Annotated in this window: 22 protein-coding genes and 1 riboswitch; of the genes, 11 read left to right on the top strand and 11 right to left on the bottom strand. The window is 59.1% G+C overall.

Annotation, left to right across the window (positions count from 1 at the left end; genetic code table 11):
* Positions 1–103: 103 nt before the first annotated feature.
* Entirely contained in the window at positions 104–973 is an 870-nt protein-coding gene (locus tag CRP02_RS15385) for a metallophosphoesterase (protein ID WP_097171636.1), read from the top strand.
* Between the two features lie 110 nt (positions 974–1,083).
* On the opposite strand, the gene CRP02_RS15390 is transcribed toward CRP02_RS15385, so the two are convergent.
* Positions 1,084–1,809, bottom strand: a complete 726-nt coding sequence (locus tag CRP02_RS15390) for a helix-turn-helix transcriptional regulator (RefSeq protein ID WP_097171637.1) — start codon at positions 1,807–1,809, stop codon at positions 1,084–1,086.
* Positions 1,810–1,941: 132 nt separating this feature from the next.
* Here CRP02_RS15390 and CRP02_RS15395 point away from each other — a divergent pair, with 132 nt between their 5' ends.
* The 6 genes from CRP02_RS15395 (at position 1,942) to CRP02_RS15420 (ending at position 5,840) form a co-directional block, all read left to right on the top strand.
* Positions 1,942–2,571 carry a LysE family translocator gene (locus tag CRP02_RS15395; protein ID WP_097171638.1) on the top strand — a complete coding sequence of 210 codons (630 nt, stop codon included), beginning with the start codon at positions 1,942–1,944 and terminating at the stop codon, positions 2,569–2,571.
* A gap of 116 nt (positions 2,572–2,687) precedes the next feature.
* The gene (locus CRP02_RS15400) at positions 2,688–3,122 is read left to right on the top strand and encodes a c-type cytochrome (RefSeq protein WP_174001522.1); all 435 of its coding nucleotides are present in this window, start codon (positions 2,688–2,690) and stop codon (positions 3,120–3,122) included.
* An 85-nt stretch (positions 3,123–3,207) separates the two neighbouring features.
* Positions 3,208–4,128, top strand: coding sequence for a c-type cytochrome (locus tag CRP02_RS15405; protein WP_097171639.1), 921 nt, complete (start codon positions 3,208–3,210; stop codon positions 4,126–4,128).
* Between the two features lie 91 nt (positions 4,129–4,219).
* A riboswitch (cobalamin riboswitch) is annotated at positions 4,220–4,445 on the top strand.
* A 166-nt stretch (positions 4,446–4,611) separates the two neighbouring features.
* Positions 4,612–4,794: a CbtB domain-containing protein gene (locus tag CRP02_RS15410; RefSeq protein WP_003494386.1), complete on the top strand. Its 183-nt coding sequence runs from the start codon at positions 4,612–4,614 to the stop codon at positions 4,792–4,794.
* Positions 4,795–4,804: 10 nt separating this feature from the next.
* A complete protein-coding gene (locus CRP02_RS15415; protein ID WP_097171640.1) occupies positions 4,805–5,521 on the top strand; it encodes a CbtA family protein in 717 nt (238 codons plus the stop codon).
* 4 nt (positions 5,522–5,525) lie between these two features.
* Entirely contained in the window at positions 5,526–5,840 is a 315-nt protein-coding gene (locus CRP02_RS15420; protein ID WP_097101877.1) for a hypothetical protein, read from the top strand.
* 106 nt (positions 5,841–5,946) lie between these two features.
* Here CRP02_RS15420 and CRP02_RS15425 read toward each other — a convergent pair whose 3' ends face one another.
* The 4 genes from CRP02_RS15425 to CRP02_RS15440 form a co-directional block, all read right to left on the bottom strand.
* Positions 5,947–6,513, bottom strand: coding sequence for a type 1 glutamine amidotransferase family protein (locus CRP02_RS15425; RefSeq protein ID WP_097171641.1), 567 nt, complete (start codon positions 6,511–6,513; stop codon positions 5,947–5,949).
* Positions 6,514–6,534: 21 nt separating this feature from the next.
* Positions 6,535–7,023, bottom strand: coding sequence for a GNAT family N-acetyltransferase (locus CRP02_RS15430; protein ID WP_003511975.1), 489 nt, complete (start codon positions 7,021–7,023; stop codon positions 6,535–6,537).
* A 205-nt stretch (positions 7,024–7,228) separates the two neighbouring features.
* On the bottom strand, positions 7,229–7,642 hold the full coding sequence (locus CRP02_RS15435; RefSeq protein WP_025592768.1) for a MerR family transcriptional regulator: 414 nt from the start codon (positions 7,640–7,642) through the stop codon (positions 7,229–7,231).
* Positions 7,643–7,738: 96 nt separating this feature from the next.
* On the bottom strand, positions 7,739–8,092 hold the full coding sequence (locus CRP02_RS15440) for a hypothetical protein (RefSeq protein WP_097171642.1): 354 nt from the start codon (positions 8,090–8,092) through the stop codon (positions 7,739–7,741).
* A 127-nt stretch (positions 8,093–8,219) separates the two neighbouring features.
* Between CRP02_RS15440 and dmeR the strand changes: the two genes are divergently transcribed.
* Positions 8,220–8,492 carry a Ni(II)/Co(II)-sensing transcriptional repressor DmeR gene (gene dmeR / locus CRP02_RS15445; protein ID WP_003494395.1) on the top strand — a complete coding sequence of 91 codons (273 nt, stop codon included), beginning with the start codon at positions 8,220–8,222 and terminating at the stop codon, positions 8,490–8,492.
* Between the two features lie 81 nt (positions 8,493–8,573).
* Positions 8,574–9,584: a CDF family Co(II)/Ni(II) efflux transporter DmeF gene (gene dmeF / locus CRP02_RS15450; protein WP_097171643.1), complete on the top strand. Its 1,011-nt coding sequence runs from the start codon at positions 8,574–8,576 to the stop codon at positions 9,582–9,584.
* Positions 9,585–9,594: 10 nt separating this feature from the next.
* On the opposite strand, the gene CRP02_RS15455 is transcribed toward dmeF, so the two are convergent.
* From CRP02_RS15455 to CRP02_RS15485, 6 genes are all read right to left on the bottom strand, one after another.
* Complete coding sequence (locus CRP02_RS15455; protein WP_038490269.1) at positions 9,595–9,876, bottom strand: hypothetical protein; 282 nt, start codon at positions 9,874–9,876, stop codon at positions 9,595–9,597.
* A 369-nt stretch (positions 9,877–10,245) separates the two neighbouring features.
* Positions 10,246–11,352 (bottom strand): quaternary amine ABC transporter ATP-binding protein, encoded by a 1,107-nt coding sequence (locus CRP02_RS15460; RefSeq protein WP_097171644.1) that lies wholly within the window; start codon positions 11,350–11,352, stop codon positions 10,246–10,248.
* Positions 11,345–12,253, bottom strand: a complete 909-nt coding sequence (locus CRP02_RS15465) for an ABC transporter permease (RefSeq protein ID WP_097101891.1) — start codon at positions 12,251–12,253, stop codon at positions 11,345–11,347. Before CRP02_RS15465 ends, CRP02_RS15460 begins: the two co-directional genes overlap by 8 nt.
* A gap of 244 nt (positions 12,254–12,497) precedes the next feature.
* Positions 12,498–13,508, bottom strand: coding sequence for an ABC transporter substrate-binding protein (locus CRP02_RS15470; RefSeq protein WP_019564115.1), 1,011 nt, complete (start codon positions 13,506–13,508; stop codon positions 12,498–12,500).
* Positions 13,509–14,003: 495 nt separating this feature from the next.
* A complete protein-coding gene (locus CRP02_RS15480; RefSeq protein WP_097171646.1) occupies positions 14,004–16,103 on the bottom strand; it encodes a S9 family peptidase in 2,100 nt (699 codons plus the stop codon).
* A 136-nt stretch (positions 16,104–16,239) separates the two neighbouring features.
* Complete coding sequence (locus tag CRP02_RS15485) at positions 16,240–16,809, bottom strand: hypothetical protein (protein ID WP_097171647.1); 570 nt, start codon at positions 16,807–16,809, stop codon at positions 16,240–16,242.
* A gap of 304 nt (positions 16,810–17,113) precedes the next feature.
* Here CRP02_RS15485 and CRP02_RS15490 point away from each other — a divergent pair, with 304 nt between their 5' ends.
* Positions 17,114–17,515: a DUF930 domain-containing protein gene (locus CRP02_RS15490; RefSeq protein ID WP_097171648.1), complete on the top strand. Its 402-nt coding sequence runs from the start codon at positions 17,114–17,116 to the stop codon at positions 17,513–17,515.
* Positions 17,516–17,620: 105 nt separating this feature from the next.
* The gene (locus CRP02_RS15495; RefSeq protein ID WP_097171649.1) at positions 17,621–18,529 is read left to right on the top strand and encodes a dihydrodipicolinate synthase family protein; all 909 of its coding nucleotides are present in this window, start codon (positions 17,621–17,623) and stop codon (positions 18,527–18,529) included.
* Positions 18,530–18,568 lie beyond the last annotated feature (39 nt).

The raw sequence follows: 18,568 nt of genomic DNA on the forward strand, positions 1-18,568 counted from the left end.
CGGCCCCCCAAAGGCCGGGTGTTCTGCTTTTGAGGTCGACAATCCAGCATGTCGCTCCCACTTGTCACAAGCCTGTCATCCGCCCGGTTTATCGCGGCGCATCATGACTGAAAAAACCACACCGCTCTTCTCCTTCGGCATCGTTGCCGATCCCCAATATGCCGATGCCGAGCCCCGCCCGGATATGGGCCGGTATTATGCCGAAAGCCCGAAAAAGCTTGGCGAGGCGATCGACGCCTTCAATCGCGAGGAACTGGCCTTCGTGGTGACGCTGGGCGACATCATCGATCGCGGTTTTGAAAATTTCGATGCGATCCTTGGCGTCTACGAGCAGCTTCGCCACCCTTCGGTGATGCTGCCGGGAAATCACGATTTCGCCGTTGCCGCCGAACACCTGTCCGCCATCCATGCCCGCCTCGGCATGGCGTCGCCCTGGCACGATTTCACCATCGGTGAGATACGTTTCGTGGTGCTTGACGGCAACGAGGTCAGCCTGTTTGCCCCGCCGCCCGGCGATCCGCGCCGCACGCTGGCGCAAGAGCGTCTGAAGCGCCTGCAAGAGGTGGGTGCGATCAATGCGCAGGACTGGAATGCGTCGCTCAGCGACGAACAGTTCGAATGGCTGCGAACCGTTCTGCAAAAGGCGGATGCGGCGGGTGAAAAAGTGGTCATTTTCTGCCACTATCCGGTCTATCCGGAAAACGCCCATAATATGTGGGATGCGCCCCGCATCCTTGATCTTCTGGATGTACACCCTTCGGTCGTCGCATGGTTCAGCGGCCATAATCATGAGGGCAATTACGGGGTGCAGGGCAACACTCACTTCGTCAACTTCAAGGGCATGGTGGATACGCCCGACCAGAACACCTTCGCCATTGCCGATGTGTTTGCCGACCGAATCGTCATCCGCGGTTTCGGGCGCGAGGACGATAGGGTGCTGGAGCATTTGCGGCATAACGCTGCCGTGCTTTGAAGCGAGCATAACCCTCTCAACCGTCATTACTCTCCCTGTCACAGGAATGACGGTTGAGACGGGGGCACCGACACAGAACGAAGGTTGAAAGACGCGCTAAATCAGTTGCTTTACGCGCCTGCTTGATTCGTCGTTCGTTCCGAAGTCCTCAGCTGATTGCTCTGCCAGCCGCTCATCCACAATTGCCGCAACCTTTCGCCTTCCATCTTGAAAAAGCTGCCGGTTGTCTTGCAGGTCAGAACGCGGTCGGAGCGGAAATTGCGGATCGCTTGCCTTAGCTCGCACCAGGCGACGATATTGGTCGTCTCCGAATAATAGATCATGGCGATGGGCCGGATCTGTCGCCGGGTCTCCGCGCCGGTTTCATCGCCATAGGTTATGTCCAGCCGCTCCTCGTCGCGCACCGCCCGCCTGACCATGGCAAGATCGACGCCGGCGGGTGAGGGCGCGATGCTGCCCCAGGCGTGCAGGGCATTGGCGGACAGGGTTTTCGACAGGGGTTCGGGCAGGGATGCGGCAATCTTGTCGCTGACCTTTTTGGCCGCCTGCCGCAATTCGGTATCGCCAGTGCGCGCGACCATGGCGAGTGCAAGCACGATCGCCTCCGTCTCCTCGATGGAAAACATCAGCGGCGGCAGGTTGAAGCCGGGACGCAGGATGTAACCGACGCCGCGTTCCCCTTCGATCGGCACGCGCATGGTCTGAAGGGCCGAAATATCGCGATAGACCGAGCGCACCGTGACCTCCAGTGCCTCGGCAATGGTCTGCGCGGTGATCGGCCTGCGCGCCACCCGCAGGATCTGGATGATCTCGAACAGTCTCGATGCCTTGCGCATTGCCGTTTTCCCGGAGGTTTCCCAACGCAACTGACACAACGCTGTCAGTTGGCTTTTCCTATAAGCAGCAAAACACATTGAGAAACATGAGTTTTCCCGAATGTGTAGCAAACTGTCTTGGGAGATACTGACATGAGTTACGCCGAAAATCTCTGGCTTTTCTTTCTGGTCCTGTTCGGCATCATCATCCTGCCGGGCATGGATATGCTGTTCGTGCTGGCAAGTGCGTTGACGGGTGGCAAAAGAACCGGGCTTTCCGCCGCAAGCGGCATGAGCGCCGGCGGCATGGTGCATTCGCTCTACGGTGCGTTGGGCGTCGGCATGCTTGCCGCCTGGATGCCGTCGCTGTTCCTGCCGCTGCTGGTCGCCGGTGCCGCTTACATGGTCTGGATCGGCGTCGGCCTGATGAGCAGCGCTATCACTGTCAATGGCGATGAGGCACAGGCGAGCGCCTCTGTCAGAAAGGCGTTCTGGCGGGCCGTGCTCACCTGCCTTTCCAATCCGAAAGCCTATCTCTTCATGATGGCGATCTATCCGCAATTCCTCAAACCCGACTATGGTCCAATCTGGATGCAGGGGCTGGTAATGGGCGCGATGGTGGCCATCACGCAGTTCACGGTCTATGGCGCTCTGGCGCTGACGGCGGATAAAAGCCGGGCATGGCTCGTTTCCTCGCCTGCCGCGACGATTTTCATCGGCCGCGCCGCTGGTTTCATGCTGATTGCCGCAGCCCTGGTTACGCTTTGGGAAGCACTCTCCTAGACTTCTGTTTTCTTGGGGAAATTCACTGCAATGTGACTTCTTTTCGCCATGCGGAAAGGGCATCCTCGCGCCGTTCATCGCGCGTTCGGCATCTGCCGGAATCAAGGAGAAAGTGTATGAAACTGAAAACCATCGCGGCGGCCATGCTTTTCGGCTGTCTTTGCGCCGGAGCGGTCTACGCTGCCGGCGAAGTCGAAAAACGTGAAGGCATGATGAAGCAGATCGGCGGCTCCATGGGTGCGCTTGCTGCCATCTCCAAGGGCCAGAAGCCTTATGACGCCGAAGTCGTAAAGGCTGCCGTGACGACCATCAGCACCAACGCCAAGGCTTTCCCCGACCAGTTTCCCCCAGGCAGCGAGACCGGCAGTGCTGCGGCACCCGCGATCTGGGAAAATTTCGATGACTTCAAGTCCAAGGCCGCCAAGCTCGGTGCCGATGCGGACAAGGTCCTCGCCAGCCTTCCGGCCGATCAGGCAGGTGTCACCACCGCCATGCAGACCCTCGGTGCCGATTGTGGTGCCTGCCACCAGACCTACCGTCTGAAGAAATAATCCTATTAAGAACGCCGCTTCACGGCGGCGTTTTTTCAGCGGGAATGACGCCTGATCTCATCAGGTGATAATGGGGAGAGGGGTCATGGCCTCCATTTGGACGAAGCTCGCGGGCGGGATCGCGGTGGCGGCCATTGCCGGTTTCGGCATTTTCGCCTGGGTGACCGCGCCTGTGCGTCAGGCACCCAGCCACTGGGTGAGCCTTGGCGAGCCGGACCTTGCCAATGGCGAAACGCTGTTCTGGGCGGGCGGCTGCGCAAGTTGCCATGCGGCACCAGATGCCAAGGGCGATGCGCTTTTGACGCTCTCGGGCGGGCAGGCGCTGAAAAGCCCCTTCGGTACCTTTCATGTGCCCAATATTTCCTCCGATCCTCAGCATGGCATTGGCGGCTGGACGCTTTCGGAATTCGGCGATGCGATGACGCGCGGCGTCGGCAAGAACGGCGAACATCTCTACCCGTCCTTCCCTTACGCCTCCTATGCCCGCATGACGCAGAAGGACATCAACGACCTCTTCGGTTATTTGCGGGTTCTGCCCGCCAGCCAGAATGATGCGCCGGATCATGAACTGCCGTTCCCCCTCAACATGCGCATGGCATTGGGCGGCTGGAAATTCCTCTATTTCGATACATCCGCGCCACCCCGCGTCGAGCTTGCCGATGCCAATGCCGAATTGCTGCGCGGCCAATATCTGGTGGAAGGCCCGGGCCATTGCGGCGAATGCCACACGCCGCGCAATGCGCTTGGCGGTTTTCTGGATGGCAAATGGCTGGCCGGTGGTCCCAATCCCGAAGGCGAGGGCCGCATTCCCGATATCACCCCCGGCTCGCAGAGCGTAGGAGGCTGGGAGGCGGCCGATATTGCCAACTATCTGGAAACCGGCTTCACCCCGGAATTCGACAGCGTCGGCGGCTCCATGGTCAAGGTCCAGCAGAACATGGCGCATCTGACGGCCGATGACCGCAATGCGATCGCCGCCTATCTGAAGGCCATCCCGGCGCGGTAGCCCTTTGCCGTCATGTCTGACTTGATCCGGCATCCAGCAACAGTGCGCAATTCTCACGCCGGCCTGCCATTGACTCCCACCCGCACCCATCGGATAACGATCGTGTGATGGTTCCTTCCGGGCGTTCCGGAAGGTGAAAAGGGAACACGATAGGGAGACATCCTCATTCGTGGCTGCCCCCGCAACTGTGAGCGGAGAGCCTGAAACGAAATGCCACTGGTAAGCATCTCGCCGGATATGGGCGAGGGCAATGCCGGGAAGGTGTTTCAGGTTTTGACCCGTAAGCCAGGAGACCTGCCATCACGGAAATGTCCATGCCGGCGGGGTGTCCGGAAGAGCGGAATTTCAGGGTGGTTGCGCTTGAACGTGCCGCCCTGTGTCAGTCTCGTATCCCCGTGGTGAAGTGTATCGCATGCGGCTGCACGGCGTTTTGCCGTTCCGCCGCGTCTAAAGGCGCGGGGTCGCGCCGTAAGAGGGGTCACCATGTCCATCAACCAGAATACGGCAAATGCCGCCGTTTCAGCAAAAACGGGCAGCTTCGCGCAATCGCTGACGGCGATCGTGCTTGGCCTGTTCGTCGTCGGTTTTGTCGGCTTTTCGCATGTGGAAGCCGTTCACAACGCCGCGCATGACACACGTCATGCCAATGCTTTCCCTTGCCATTGAGGGGGAAAGCATGTCGTTCTTTCGCAATATCGTTTTTACCGCCGTCCTCGTCGGCATCGTTGGCGGCTTCGCCGTTTCGGCCATGCAGGCTTTCGGCACCACGCCGCTGATCCTGAAGGCGGAAGCCTATGAAAATGCCGGTGGCGAAGCGCCCCATAGCCATGATGCTCCGGCCACGACCGGTGCTGCCATTCCCGCGCACGAACATAGTGAGGAAGCCTGGTCTCCGGCAGACGGCTTCGAGCGCACCGCCTATACGGTAGCCGCCAACGTGCTGACCGCCATCGGTTATGCGCTGGTGCTCACCGGCCTCATCTCGCTGCGCGGCACCAATGCCGGCTGGCGCGAAGGCCTTTTGTGGGGTGTGGCCGGTTTTGCCGCCGTCATGCTTGCGCCGATGATCGGCCTGCCGCCGGAACTGCCGGGCAGCCCGGCCGCCGCGCTTGAGGCGCGTCAAATCTGGTGGCTTTCGACGGTTGCCGCGACCGCAGGCGGCATTGCGCTGATCGCATTCCGGCGCGAACCCTGGGCAATCGTGCTCGCACTGGTGTTGATCGTTGCTCCACATGTGGTGGGCGCGCCCCTGCCGCCGGAAGGTGAACATGCGCTGGCACCGCTGCCGCTGGAACGACAGTTCATCGTCGCCGCCACCGTGACCAGCTTTGTCTTCTGGGCCTTGCTCGGAACATTGAGCGCGTTTTTCCTGAAGCGCTTCCAGTCGGCTTGAAACCATGCAGGACGCAGCCGAATGGAGTGACGAACTCGATGCGCTGCGTTTTGCCGTTCCCGGTCACGGCGCTTCCTGCGCCGTGCATCGCCTTGCTTTCAAGGCAGTCCTCGGCGTCAGCCCGGAACGGGAAGCGGCGCTCGCCTATTTTCATGAGAATGAGGCTGCCTTTACGGCCGCAGCCCTTGCCAAAATAAAACGCTCGGCTTTGCCGGCCGGTCGCAGTCTGCATCTCAACAGCCGCGATATCCGCCGTGCGATTGCGGGGGAGGGAGCGGAGCCTGCGCCCCGCGCGTGCAGGGTGCTTGATCGCGGGTAATGCGCGATATTGTCCGGACGCTCATGCTTTGCGCGCCCTCATTCCTGTGACAGGCACAGGAATGAGGATGAGAGGATCCGCAAAACTCTCGACACCAAGGTGAGCTTCACCGGTGTTCCGCCGCAAAAATTCCAAGTTCCGCCTCGGCTTCCGGACCAAAGAGGCCGAGGTGTTTCAGAATTTCCACAGCGAAACTGACCGGTGCACTGCCGGCTGCGGTTACGATACCGCCATCGCTGACCGCCTTCGGCTGGTCGCGATAGAGCGCTTCGCCGCGATAGGACGGATAGGCCTTGTGCGAGGCGAGCGAATTGCCGGTATGGGCGACGTCATCAAGGGCGCCCGTGCCTGCAAGCGCGCTGGCAGCCGCGCAGATGCCGGCAACCAGTCGGCCCTTCTCGCGAAACCGCTGTACCAGCCCGCCAAGATCGACAGCCGTTCCCTTTTCCCAGCTGAGGCCGCCGGGAATGACGAGCGCATCGATGTTAGCAGGATCAAGCGCGTCATAGGATGTGTCGGGCGTAACGTTGAGCCCGCCCATTGAAACCACGGGCCGGCCGTCCGGGGTTGCGTAAACGATCTCGACGCCGAGATAGCCGCGCGCGGCGGCGGCAAGCAGCGCCGGTTCCCAGTCAGCAAAATCCTGCGCAAGCGCAATGGCAATCCGTGTCATGGCCGTCTCCGAAGGTTGCAATCAGGCGATAGACTGCATGTAGCGCATGCCGGTGACCGGGCGCGGCGCGAAATCCATGCTTTCGTAGAAACGATGCGCGGCGACATTGCCGGTCGTGGCGCTGACGGAAAGATAGTCGCAACCGAGGCGCTTGGCGATATCGCGGGCGCGGGAAACCAGGTGCTGGCCGGTGCCATGGCCGCGGTGACCGTCACGCACGAAAAGATGGTGCAGCTCAAGCCCGCGGCGGCCTTCCTGCGCCCTGTAGAGCGGCAGCATCAGGGCGTAACCGATCAATGCGCCGTCGGCTTCCGCCACCAGCCCATGCACCCAGGGAAGCGGGCCGAACAGGTCGCGTTCCAGTTTCGCCGGCGTAATCGCCGCCGCATCGCCATGAAAGGTGGCAAGCAGGGTGATCATCTCATTGAGCTCAGGCAAATCGGTCTTGCGTGCGCCACGAATGATGACGACGGGCGGTCTTTCCAGCGTAAGGGAACTGTCTTCGGTCATTTTTCTGGTCCTTCGGTTTTATCGGTGCCGTCAGGACGCTTGAAAAACAACAAAGCCGCCTGACGGCGGCTTGTTGACAAAATGATCTGTCGAGCCGCCCTTTACAGGTAGGCCCAAAAGTACGAGCAGGAGATGGGTGCGCGTTCGTTGATCATGTCCATGCAATGCGCTCGAATCTGAAATCTGTCAAGCCTGCTCTTCAGCCTCAATGCTCCCCTTCGCACATGCCATGGTCGGAAAGCGCGCGGATGACGTAACAATCCTCGATCGAATGACCATGGCAATGGGAGACGATACGTTCCAGCTCATGCTCGAGCTTCTTGAGGCTGCTGATTTTTTCGCGCACATGGGCGAGGTGTTCGGCGGCAATGCGGTCCGCACCCTCGCACGGCATTTGCCGGTGCTGGCTGAGCGCGATCAATTCTCTGATGGCGTCGATATTGAGCCCGATATCGCGGGCATGGCGGATGAAGGCCAGCCTTTCGAGATCGGATTTTTCGTAACGGCGCTGGTTGCCTTCCGAGCGGTCTGCCTCGCGGATGAGGCCCATCTGCTCATAATAGCGGATCGTCGGAACCTTGACGCCGGTACGTTTGGACAATTCACCGATGGACAGCATTGCCTTCTCCATATCCTCAAGAGCAGCCGGGACAAGAACGAACCGGATGCTCTAGTCTCTAGAGATATAGCTTTTCAGCCTGCCGTTCAATGGGTGTCAGGCGGCAGCATCCACGCCGAGTGCCTGCGCCAGGGCTTTGAGAACTTCTGTCTCGATGCTGGCGGCGGCGTCAGGCTGCGCGGATGCGGCGATCTCTACCGCCGGTTCGGTTCTGGCCTGTGCGCCGCTGTCGAGGTTCCAGAGTGCTGCGGCAAGGCCGGCGGAAACGCTGGCGGCGGCAGGTGCGGCGGAAACGGCAACGCTCTCGGCGCTGGAAATCGCGCGGTGTGCCGCCCGTGTCAGTTCCAGCAGGGCCTCGGTGGTTGCATTGGTTTCCCTGGTCTTCGTCGGCTCAAGGGTCCGGACCGGAGTTGCGTAGTAGCTGCTGGTTGTTGCTGCGATAGTCGTCATGACTGAGTCCCCTAAGTTTCATGGGGTATTTTTAGGGGTCGAAACATTCGCGAAGATTGCGTCGCGCAGGGCTTGAACCGAAAAACATCGCAATATAGTATACCCCCCTATAGTATATGAGGTACTCATGTCCCATACGATCCGCAACAAGGAGAAGCTTCTCGCTCGCATCCGTCGCCTCAAGGGGCAGATGGAGGCGGTGGAGCGTGCCCTGGACGATTCCAAGCCCTGCGGCGAGGTGCTGCAATTGCTGGCCTCGGTGCGCGGTGCGCTCTCAGGCCTGACGGGGGAGGTGATGCAGGAACATCTGCATGAGCACGTCGTGCACGCCGAAAATGAAGACGAGCGGGCGCGTGCGGCGGAAGAGCTGGCCCAGGTGCTGAAGACCTACATCCGCTAGCCTCTCTCCCAAAAGTGTCCGCGGCTTTGGGAAAAGACATGCGTGAAACAGAATATTCCAGGATCGAACAGGATTAGCGACATGACGACGACATCCGAATTTCCCGCAGCGTCCGGCCACGACCATGTTTTCCTCGGCCGGAACCATGAGCGTAACGAAAAGCGCGTGTGGATGGTGATTGCGCTGACCACCGTCATGATGGTGGCGGAGATCGTCGCCGGCCACTGGTTCGGTTCCATGGCGCTGACGGCAGATGGCTGGCACATGTCCACCCATGCGGGCGCAATGCTCATCTCGGCGCTGGCCTATCTCTATGCCCGGCGTGAGGCGCGCAATCCGCGCTTCACCTTCGGCACCGGCAAGTTCGGTGATCTCGCCGGTTTTGCCAGCGCCATCGTGCTGGCGGTGGTGGCGCTGCTCATCGCCGTCGAAAGTGCGATGCGGCTTTTCAATCCTGTTCAGATCGACTTCAATCAGGCGATCCTCGTCGCCTTCATCGGTCTTATCGTCAATCTCGTCAGCGCCGTGCTGTTGAAGGATGACCACGATCACGGCCACGGGCATGGTCACGCACACGGTTCGCATGCCCATCACGGCCATGGCAGCCACGCCCATCACGATCACGGCTCGCATGCGCATCACGGCGAACACGGTGCGAAGGGCGGCAGGGACAATAACCTGCGCGCAGCCTATCTGCATGTACTCGCCGATGCGCTGACTTCCGTTCTCGCCATTGTCGCGCTGCTGCTTGGCAAGTGGAACGGCTGGTCCTTCCTCGATCCGTTGATGGGTATTGTCGGCGGTGTGGTGATTGCCCGCTGGTCATGGGGACTCATTCGCTCCACGGCAACGACGCTGGTGGATGCGGTTCCGCTGACGGAGGACTTGCCGCAGGAAATTCGCGAAAGCGTGGAAACGGAAGAAGACCGCATCACCGACCTGCACGTGTGGCAGGTGGGGCCGGGGCATCACGCCGCCATTGTCGCCATCCACTCGCAGGTGCCGAAGGCACCGGCTTTCTACAAGCAGAAGCTTGCAGCCATACATGAACTCTCACATGTAACGGTGGAGGTCAGCCCGGCAAGGGCCTGATCGGAATCATCTATTCGTATTCGGAATAGGCGCTGCGCACCCATTCGGCCTGCGCTTCTGCCTTGTCCTCTGCGGAGGTCGCAGCCGGCGTGTGGGCCGGTGCGCTGCCATTGCCGACGGCCCACAGCACGTTGGCCAGCGAACGGGAAAGAACGGTGCTGGAAACGGTCGGGTTGCCGGGGCCGCGTTTTACGGCCTGTTCCTCGGGCGCGCTCTGCGCGCTGCCGGGTTTTTCGATGTCGCGGACACGAGCCTGATAATTGTATCCGCCAATATTGCTTTCGATCTGCATGCCAGTGATTCCGCGTTCAAAAGTTAACAAATGGTTAACGGCGGCGGCTTGCCCGAAGCTTGCGCTTGCTGCATTGCAATGTCGTTCCCGGCTTGACACGTGGCAAAGGGGTGCTTCGTTTTTGCATGGCTGGACGGGAAGGCGGGCATTGCCGGCCTTGCCCCACACTTCGCGTCGTGCTCGCCATGGCGACCCTGTTGTGCCGCTCAAACTCTGGCGCCAAACACCCCACTCCCGTCATGCCGGCTCTAGGCCGGTATGACGAAAGAGCGTTTTGACGCGGCCAGCCAGCTCCGATGTCTTTTGCGCAGCGGGGCGGGGGGGCTGTTTCGGTCCTCTGAAAGAAAGGCAAATCCTGTTGGTGCCGGATTACGCAGTTTCCTTCTCCACCGGCGCCGCCGGTTCCGGGATTTTTGCCACTTCCTCCACGACTGCCAACCTGGCCTCCGCCTCCTGAGGTGCCGGCGTGACCATCGCCGCCACCAGCGTGTCGAGGCCGATGGCGCCGACTGGCTTGCCGTCTTCATCCACCACATGGGCGCTGGTTTCGTTCGCCTCCGACATATCGCGGGCGATGGTTTCCAGTGTCGCGTTTTCCGGCACCGACATGCCCTCGGGTTTCGCCGTCAGCGGTTCCATCACTGTGGTCGCCTGAAGCACGCGGCTGCGATTGACGTCACGCACGAAGTCGGTGACGTAACCATCCGCAGGGGAAAGGATGATGCTCTGGCCGTCGCCCTGCTGCACCACTTCGCCGTCTTTCAGAATGGCAATGTGGTCGCCGAGCCGCAAAGCCTCATCCAGATCGTGGGTGATGAACACCACGGTCTTTTTCAGCTCCTGCTGAAGGTCGAGCAGCATCGTCTGCATATCGACACGGATCAGCGGATCGAGAGCCGAATAGGCCTCGTCCATCAGGAGAATATCGGCATCGTTGGCAAGCGCGCGGGCAAGGCCGACGCGCTGCTGCATGCCGCCGGAAAGCTGGTTCGGATAATAATCCTCATAGCCGGCAAGACCGACACGCTCCAGCCAGTAACGGCCTTTCTCTTCGCTGTCCTTGCGTGGCATGCCCTGAATATCGAGGCCGTAGACGCTGTTTTCCAGGACGGTGCGATGCGGCAGAAGGCCGAATTTCTGGAACACCATCGCCGTTTTGTGGCGGCGGAATTTCCGCAGTGCCGAAGTGCTCATGCCGCAAATGTCCTCGCCGTCGTAGAGAACCTCACCTGCGGTCGGGTCGATCAGCCGGTTGATGTGGCGGATCAGCGTCGATTTGCCGGAACCGGAAAGCCCCATGACCACGGTGATCTTGCCGCCCGGCATGGTGATGTTGATGTTGTTGAGGCCAAGCACATGGTTGTGTTTGTCGTTCAGCTCGACCTTGTCCATGCCTGATCGCACCGCTTCGAGATATTTCTCGGGATGCTTGCCGAAGATCTTGTAAAGATTCCTGATTTCGATGCTTTTAGCCATGGGAGACCTCGCGGTATTTCTGCAGGCGCTTGCCGAAAGCCTGGCTTGCCCGGTCGAACATGATGGCGATGGCGACCAGAGCGAAACCGTTCAGGAAGCCCACCGTGAAGAACTGGTTGTTGATGGCCTGCAGCACATTCTTGCCGAGCCCGCCGACACCGACCATGGAAGCGACGACGACCATGGCGAGCGCCATCATGATGGTCTGGTTGATGCCGGTCATGATGGTGGGCAACGCCAGCGGCAGCTGCACATTAAACAGCTTCTGGCCGTTGGAGGAGCCGAAGGCATCGGCGGCTTCCAGCACTTCCCGGTCTACCAGGCGGATGCCGAGGCTGGTCAGGCGGATGACGGGTGGAATGGCGTAGATCACCACTGCGATCAGGCCCGGTACCTTGCCGATGCCGAAAATCACCACCACGGGGATGAGATAAACGAAGCTTGGCAGGGTCTGCATCACGTCGAGCACGGGATTGATGATACGCTGCAACCGTTCGGAGCGTCCCATCAAAATGCCGAGCGGCAGGCCGATGACGATGGCGATCAGCGTGGCGATGGCGACGATGGAAAGCGTCGTCATGGCGTCGCGCCAGAGGCCGACTGCGCCGATCATGAGCAGGGAGATGGCCGTGCCACCGGTGATCTTGAAGCTGCGCCCGGCCAGATGCACGATCGCCAGAATGACCAGCATGGTGACGATCCACGGAGTCTGGATGAACAGCCGCTCCGAGGAGTTGAGAAAGAGCTGCAGCGGATGCACGATCACATCGATCGCATCGCCGTAATTGCGCACGATATCGCGAAAACCGTCATCGATGGTCTTGCGTGCCACACGCATCGTGGAGTTGTCGATTGCCGGGAATTTGCAGAGCAAATCCGGCAGGTAGTTGCAGAGGGCCATTATTGTTGTTTTCCCTTTGGGTTATGGGCGGTGGGGGCTGGAGCGCGCGGGGCACCCCCCTCTGTCCTGCCGGACATCTCCCCCACAAGGGGGGAGATTGATCCGAGGCAAAGTCTCGCCCATCAAACAGGTTGCGGATTTGTGAGAAGGGTGCGCCCAGCCGATCTCCCTCCTTGTGGGGGAGATGCCCGGCACGGCAGAGGGGGGTAGGCGGCTTGCGCCGACTCCCCCATCAACCAACCAATCACATCGAAGCCTTGATCTTCTCCGCCACCTCGGGCGAAACCCACTTCGTCCAGATATCTTCGTTGTTCTCGAGGAAATATTCCGCGCCGTCTTCGTTGGTGCCCTGGTTTTCATCCATCCAGGCCAGAACCTTGGCGACGGTCTCGTTGTCCCACTGCCGCTTGCGGATATAGTCGATGGAAGGACCGGCCTTCTCGGCGAAGTCCTTGGTGACAACGGTGAATACCTCTGCCACCGGATAGGCGTTTGGCTTGGGATCGGCGCAATCAGGCTTGGCGATGCAATTGTCGTAGGCCTCGCGGTCGAGTGCCACGCCATCGTCCAGCTTCACCATGTCGTACTTGCCAAGAATGGCCGTCGGGGACCAGTAATAGCCGAGCCAGCCCTGCTTTTTCTCATAGGCATTGGAGATCGAGCCATCGAGACCTGCAGCGGAGCCGGTGTCGATCAGGGCGAAGCCTTTCTCGTCGGCCTTGCGTGCCTTGAAAAGGTTGGCGGTCGTTGGCTGGCAGCCCCAGCCCGGCGGGCAGCCAAACACGGCACCCTTGCTGGCGTCTTCCGGCGCCGGGAAAAGCTCGGGATGCTTGAGTGCGTCCTCAACTGTCTTGATATCAGGGTGTTCGTCGGCGAGATATTTGGGAATCCACCAGCCTTCGACGCCACCTTCACTCAGGATTTTGCTTTCCTGGATCAGGTTGCCCTTCTTGACGGCGTCCTCATAGGGGGCGCCAAGGGTATTCACCCACATTTCGGGCGCCATATCCGGCTGGCCCTTCTCGTTCATGGAGGTGAATGTGGGAGTGGTGTCGCCGCTGATGACGTTGACCGTGCAATCATAGCCGTTTTCCATGATGAACTTGTCGACGTAAGCCGCAACACCGGCGGATGCCCAGTTCATTTCGGCGATGGTGACGCTGCCGCATGTTTCTGCGGCGTTGGCGGAATTTGCTGCACCGGCAGCGATGGTAAAGCCCGTTACGAGAATGGTCGAGGCCAGGAGTTTCTTCATGGGAGACCTCCAAGTCTGATGCAGTGTTTTCAGTTGGCAAAGCGGGAGCACTGCAAAGCCCGGATTGCCAAGGGCGAACTGACATGGCGCATGAAAAAGCCGAAAAAATCCGGCGATAAGATTATCCGCAAGACGTACTGCAGGATTGCCGCGAGAAAAGCGGCGAAAAGGCGCATGAATATGTCAACGGCCCGGATAATACGGCCGAAAAGTGATATTGCAATGCGAAATGGTGCAACGCAGCCATGCGTTCGATTTACGGAACATTTTTTCCGGTGACGCAATACATGGGAATTATTTGCGTTTGTAAAAGATATATTATGAATTGCAGCAACTGGAAATAAAAATTCAATGCCTGTGAAGATGCTATTTAAATAAAAGATACGTCTGATAATTTGTGGAAAAAATATTCGATAACGAGATTTTTGCAGGTATTTTCGTCCAAAATAAGATCGGGCGACGATTGGATCGCCGCCCGTTTCTGCATGCAGCGTGTCAGACGGCGTCCTTGCCCGCCACCTTCAGTGCGAAGGCATATTCGAAGGCAATTTCTTCCAGCCGCTGGAAACGGCCCGACTTGCCGCCATGGCCAGCCGCCATGTTGGTCTTGAGCAGGATCGGGGCTTCCCCCGTCGTCTTTTCGCGCAGTTTCGCCACCCATTTGGTCGGTTCCCAATAGGTCACGCGCGGGTCGGTGAGGCCGGAAAGCGCAAGCAGCGGCGGATAGGGCTTTTCGCCGACATTGTCATAGGGGCTATAGGCGGCGATCCACTGATATTCCTCTTCCGATTCCAGCGGATTGCCCCATTCCGGCCATTCCGGCGGGGTTAGCGGCAGCGTGTCATCAAGCATGGTCGTCAGCACGTCCACGAAGGGAACCGCAGCGATGATGCCGGCAAATTTTTCCGGGGCCATGTTGGCGACGGCGCCCATCAGCATTCCCCCTGCCGAACCGCCTTCCGCGATGATGCGGTCGTAGGAGGTAAAGCCTTCCTTGACCAGATGATCGGCAGCCGCGATGAAATCCTTGAACGTGTTCTGTTTGTCTTTCATCTTACCGGTTTCATACCACTCGAAACCCTTGTCCTTGCCGCCGCGAACGTGGGCGATGGCATAGATGAAGCCACGGTCTGCCAAAGACAGCGTTGTGGTGGAGAAGGAAGCGGGAATGGTGATGCCATAGGCGCCGTAGCCATAGAGCAGGCAGGGGGCTGAACCGTCGAGCGCCACATCCTTGCGGTAAAGCAGCGAGACTGGCACCAACTCGCCGTCATGGGCAGGCGCCATGATGCGGCGGGTAATGTAATCGTCGGAATTGTGGCCGGAGGGCACTTCCTGCGTCTTCAGCAGCGTGCGGTCGCGCGTCACCATATTGTAGTCGAACAACTGGCTCGGCGTCGTCATCGAGGAGTAGGAGAAGCGGATGACATCGGTGTCGTATTCTGCAGCGCCATGCAGGCCAAGCGAATAGGCTTCCTCGGCAAAGGCGATGGAATGTTCCTCGCCCGTGCTTCGATCGCGGATGACGATGCGCGGCAGGCCGTCGCGGCGCTCCAGCCAGATCAGATGGCGGGCATAGGCATCGACGGAGAGAATGAGGCGACCCGGCTCATGCGGCACGACCTCCTCCCAGTTTTCCTTGCCCGGCGCGTTAACCGGCGCTTCCATGATGCGGAAATCCTTGGCATCGCCGTCATTGGTGAGGATGTAGAAGACATCGCCGCCTTCGCACATCGAATATTCGATACCTTCCTCGCGCTCCGCAACCACGACAGGCTCGGCCATCAGGTCCTTGGTGGAAAGAATGCGGTATTCGCTGGTCTCATGGTCGTGAATGTCGATGAAGATGAAGTCGTCGAGCACGGACGCGCCAACGCCCATGAAAAAGCCGGGGTCCTTTTCCTCATAGACCAGCCGGTCGGCCGATTGCGGCTCGCCGATGATGTGGTGGAAGACCTTCGAGGGGCGGTGGTTTTCGTCCTGCAGCGTATAGAAGAAGCTCTTGCCGTCAGGCGCCCATGCCCCGCCGCCGCCGGTATTTTCCACGACATCGGCAAGGTCTTCACCGGTTTCGAGATTACGGATGCGCAGCGTGAAATATTCCGAACCCTTGTCGTCATAACCCCAGATGCCGTGACTGTGATCGGAGGACTGGTCGAGGCCGGCAAGACGGAAATAATCCTTGCCTTCCGCTTCCCTGTCGCCATCAAGCAGCACGTGCTTGTCGCCGCCATCACGCGGGGTGCGGAAATAATGCGGCTGCTCGCCGCCGGTCACGAACAGGGTGCCATAGGCATAGGGTCCGTCATTGACCGGCACGGAGGAATCGTCCTGCTTGATACGGCCTTTCATCTCCTCGAACAGCTTTTCCTGAAGCGCCTTGGTGTCACCCATTGCGGCTTCCATATAGGCGTTCTCGGCCTCCAGATGGGCGCGGATGGCTGGGTCGAGCAGGGTAGGGTCCTTGAACATGGCCTGCCAGTTATCGGCCCGGAACCATGCGTAGTCATCGGTGCGGGTGATGCCGTGATGCGTATCCTGGACGGGCCGTTTTTCGGCGGTCGGGGCGGCGGGCAGGTTCTTGAAAATCGGCAAGGGAAACTCGCTTTCGTATGATGAACGACGCTAAAACAGATTCGTTGGGGACGACCCTAACATTTTTTTGCGCCCCGCCTCACCCTCGGATTGGTACTTGTGGTGTCTCGGGTTCTGCTCATCACGAATGGCCGTGTTAGTCTTTCCCTCTCGCAATGTAACCAATACCCACCCTGGGTCCATATTCCGAACTTCGAACCTCGATGCGCATTAGCCAATGCTCCGGCTTGGCCGGCCCGGAAGGCACGCATTTTATCAATATACCGGCCCGCTTTGTTACAGGATCGTAGAGCGGAACAGGGTCATCAAATAGCTTTACAAAAACGTGTAGATCCGGGCAAAGCCGCTTGGCATTGAGGTACATATTGACTTGCTTGGTCAGTCCAGCCTGATTTATGTCGCCAATATCTGGATTTTGCTCAATGTTCTTCAACTCCACAACATAATCGCCCAGTTTTCCGAATGTCTTGTCGGCCGGTCGGTGAGAAATGGGGTAGGTTGTCGCGATCGCCTTTATATAGGCCTTGTTGAGATTAAGTGCTTTGTATTCAGTATCTGCCGCCGACACCTGCGTGGCGAGGTCTGCACCGAGAGTGACGTTGGCAACGGTCCTTAAAAGCCGAGATTTAGCGTTCTCTTTATCTGTCTGGGTACAGCCGGAAAGCAAAGCGGCGATAATCGTGAAATTAATAATTGTATTTTTCATAATTTACCGAAATTTAAATTAATATAGGAATTTTATTTATTCGAAAAATCAATTTGTTTCTCAAGTTATTCTTTAAATTTTGGGGGATGGCAAGATTTTTAGGGCAGTTTCTTCAAAAGAATCCCAGCCGATATTCCTCTCCCAGCCGATCAAGTTTCAAATCTCCACAGGCTTGATGGCGTTCGGGCACAATTTCGTCAGTTTTCGATCACATTTTGGCAATATCCGGCAAATCAGCGATGATACGCGCCTGCCACCGGCCTGCCGTGCATCGATAAGAACAAACGAAAACTGACAGGATCCCATGCGAAAGTTTCTTCCCGCTGCTCTTTCTGCGTTTTTACTTGCCTTGCAGGCATCGACACCCGCTTTCGCAATAGACGCCAACGTCATGCGGCAGCTGAACGTGCTTGCCCCCGAGGAGCGTCTGGAGCAGCGTTGCGACATAGAGGCGATGGAGCGGATCGCGACCGAGCAGAAGGGCATGAAGCCGGATAAGGTCATTGCCTATACCTTCGGTGATCCCGAGGTTGGCAAGAATTCGATTAAGGCGTCGGGTGCAGTCTTCAGAAGCGCCGGTGAATGGTACAAGCTCAAATACAAGTGCCAACTGAAAAGCGACAGCCTCTCCATCCAGTCCTTCGATTACCGTGTCGGCGACAAGATCCCTGAAGAGCAGTGGAAGAAGTTGTATCTTTATGACTGATCGAGGAATTCTTCGTCCGTGGTCGCCGGTTTAAACCCCGCTTTTCTTGCCGCCCTGCCAATGGGTCTGTAACGCTGTCCTTCGATCGAAGGGAGGGGCGAGAACATGGCGAAGCAATTCAAGGGACTTTCGGCTTTTCCGATCACGCCCGCTGACGAGGCCGGGCAGGTGGATAGCCAAGCCTTTTCCGCCCTCGTCGAGCGGCTGGATGCGGCGGAGGTCGATTCCATCGGCATTCTCGGCAGCACCGGAACCTATATGTATCTGTCGCGTGCCGAGAGGCGGCGGGCGGTCGAGGCAGCCCATGCCGTCCTCAAGGGCAGGCGCACGCTGATGGCAGGCGTCGGCGCGTTGCGTACCGATGAGGCCGTGGCGCTGGCGAAGGATGCCGAAGCTGCCGGTGCCGATGCGCTGCTTCTGGCACCCGTTTCCTATACGCCGCTGACTCAGGAAGAGGCCTATCACCATTTCGCCGCTGTCGCCGGCGCAACCGATTTGCCGCTCGCCATCTACAACAACCCGACGACGACGCGATTCTCCTTCAGCGATGAGCTTCTGGTCAGGCTCGCCTATATCCCGAATATCCGTGCCATAAAGATGCCACTGCCGGCCGATTCCGACTATGCGGGAGAGCTTGCGCGGCTGCGGCCGAAACTGACGGATGATTTCGCCATCGGTTATAGCGGCGACTGGGGATGTGCGGAAGCAACGCTTGCCGGCGGCGATGCCTGGTACAGCGTCGTTGCGGGCCTGCTGCCGGTTCCGGCATTGCGGTTGATGCGCGCCGCTCAGGCCGGGGATGCGGAGGAGACGCACAGGCTCGATCTGGCGTTCCAGCCGCTCTGGGCGCTCTTTAAGGAATTCGGCAGTATCCGCGTGGTCTACGCCGCCGCCAATGCTTTGTCGGTAACGGCATGTGAGCCGCCCCGGCCAATCCTGTCGCTCACCAGCGCGGAGCGCCAGCGGGTGGAAGAGGTGCTCAACGCTCTGTCCACGCTGGAAGCCGCGCCATAATTCGGGCGTTTTGCAGGCGGATTGCCACATCTTACCCTT

It is taken from the genome of Rhizobium sp. AN5, from assembly GCF_900215255.1.
GTDB classification, from domain to species: domain Bacteria; phylum Pseudomonadota; class Alphaproteobacteria; order Rhizobiales; family Rhizobiaceae; genus Agrobacterium; species Agrobacterium tumefaciens.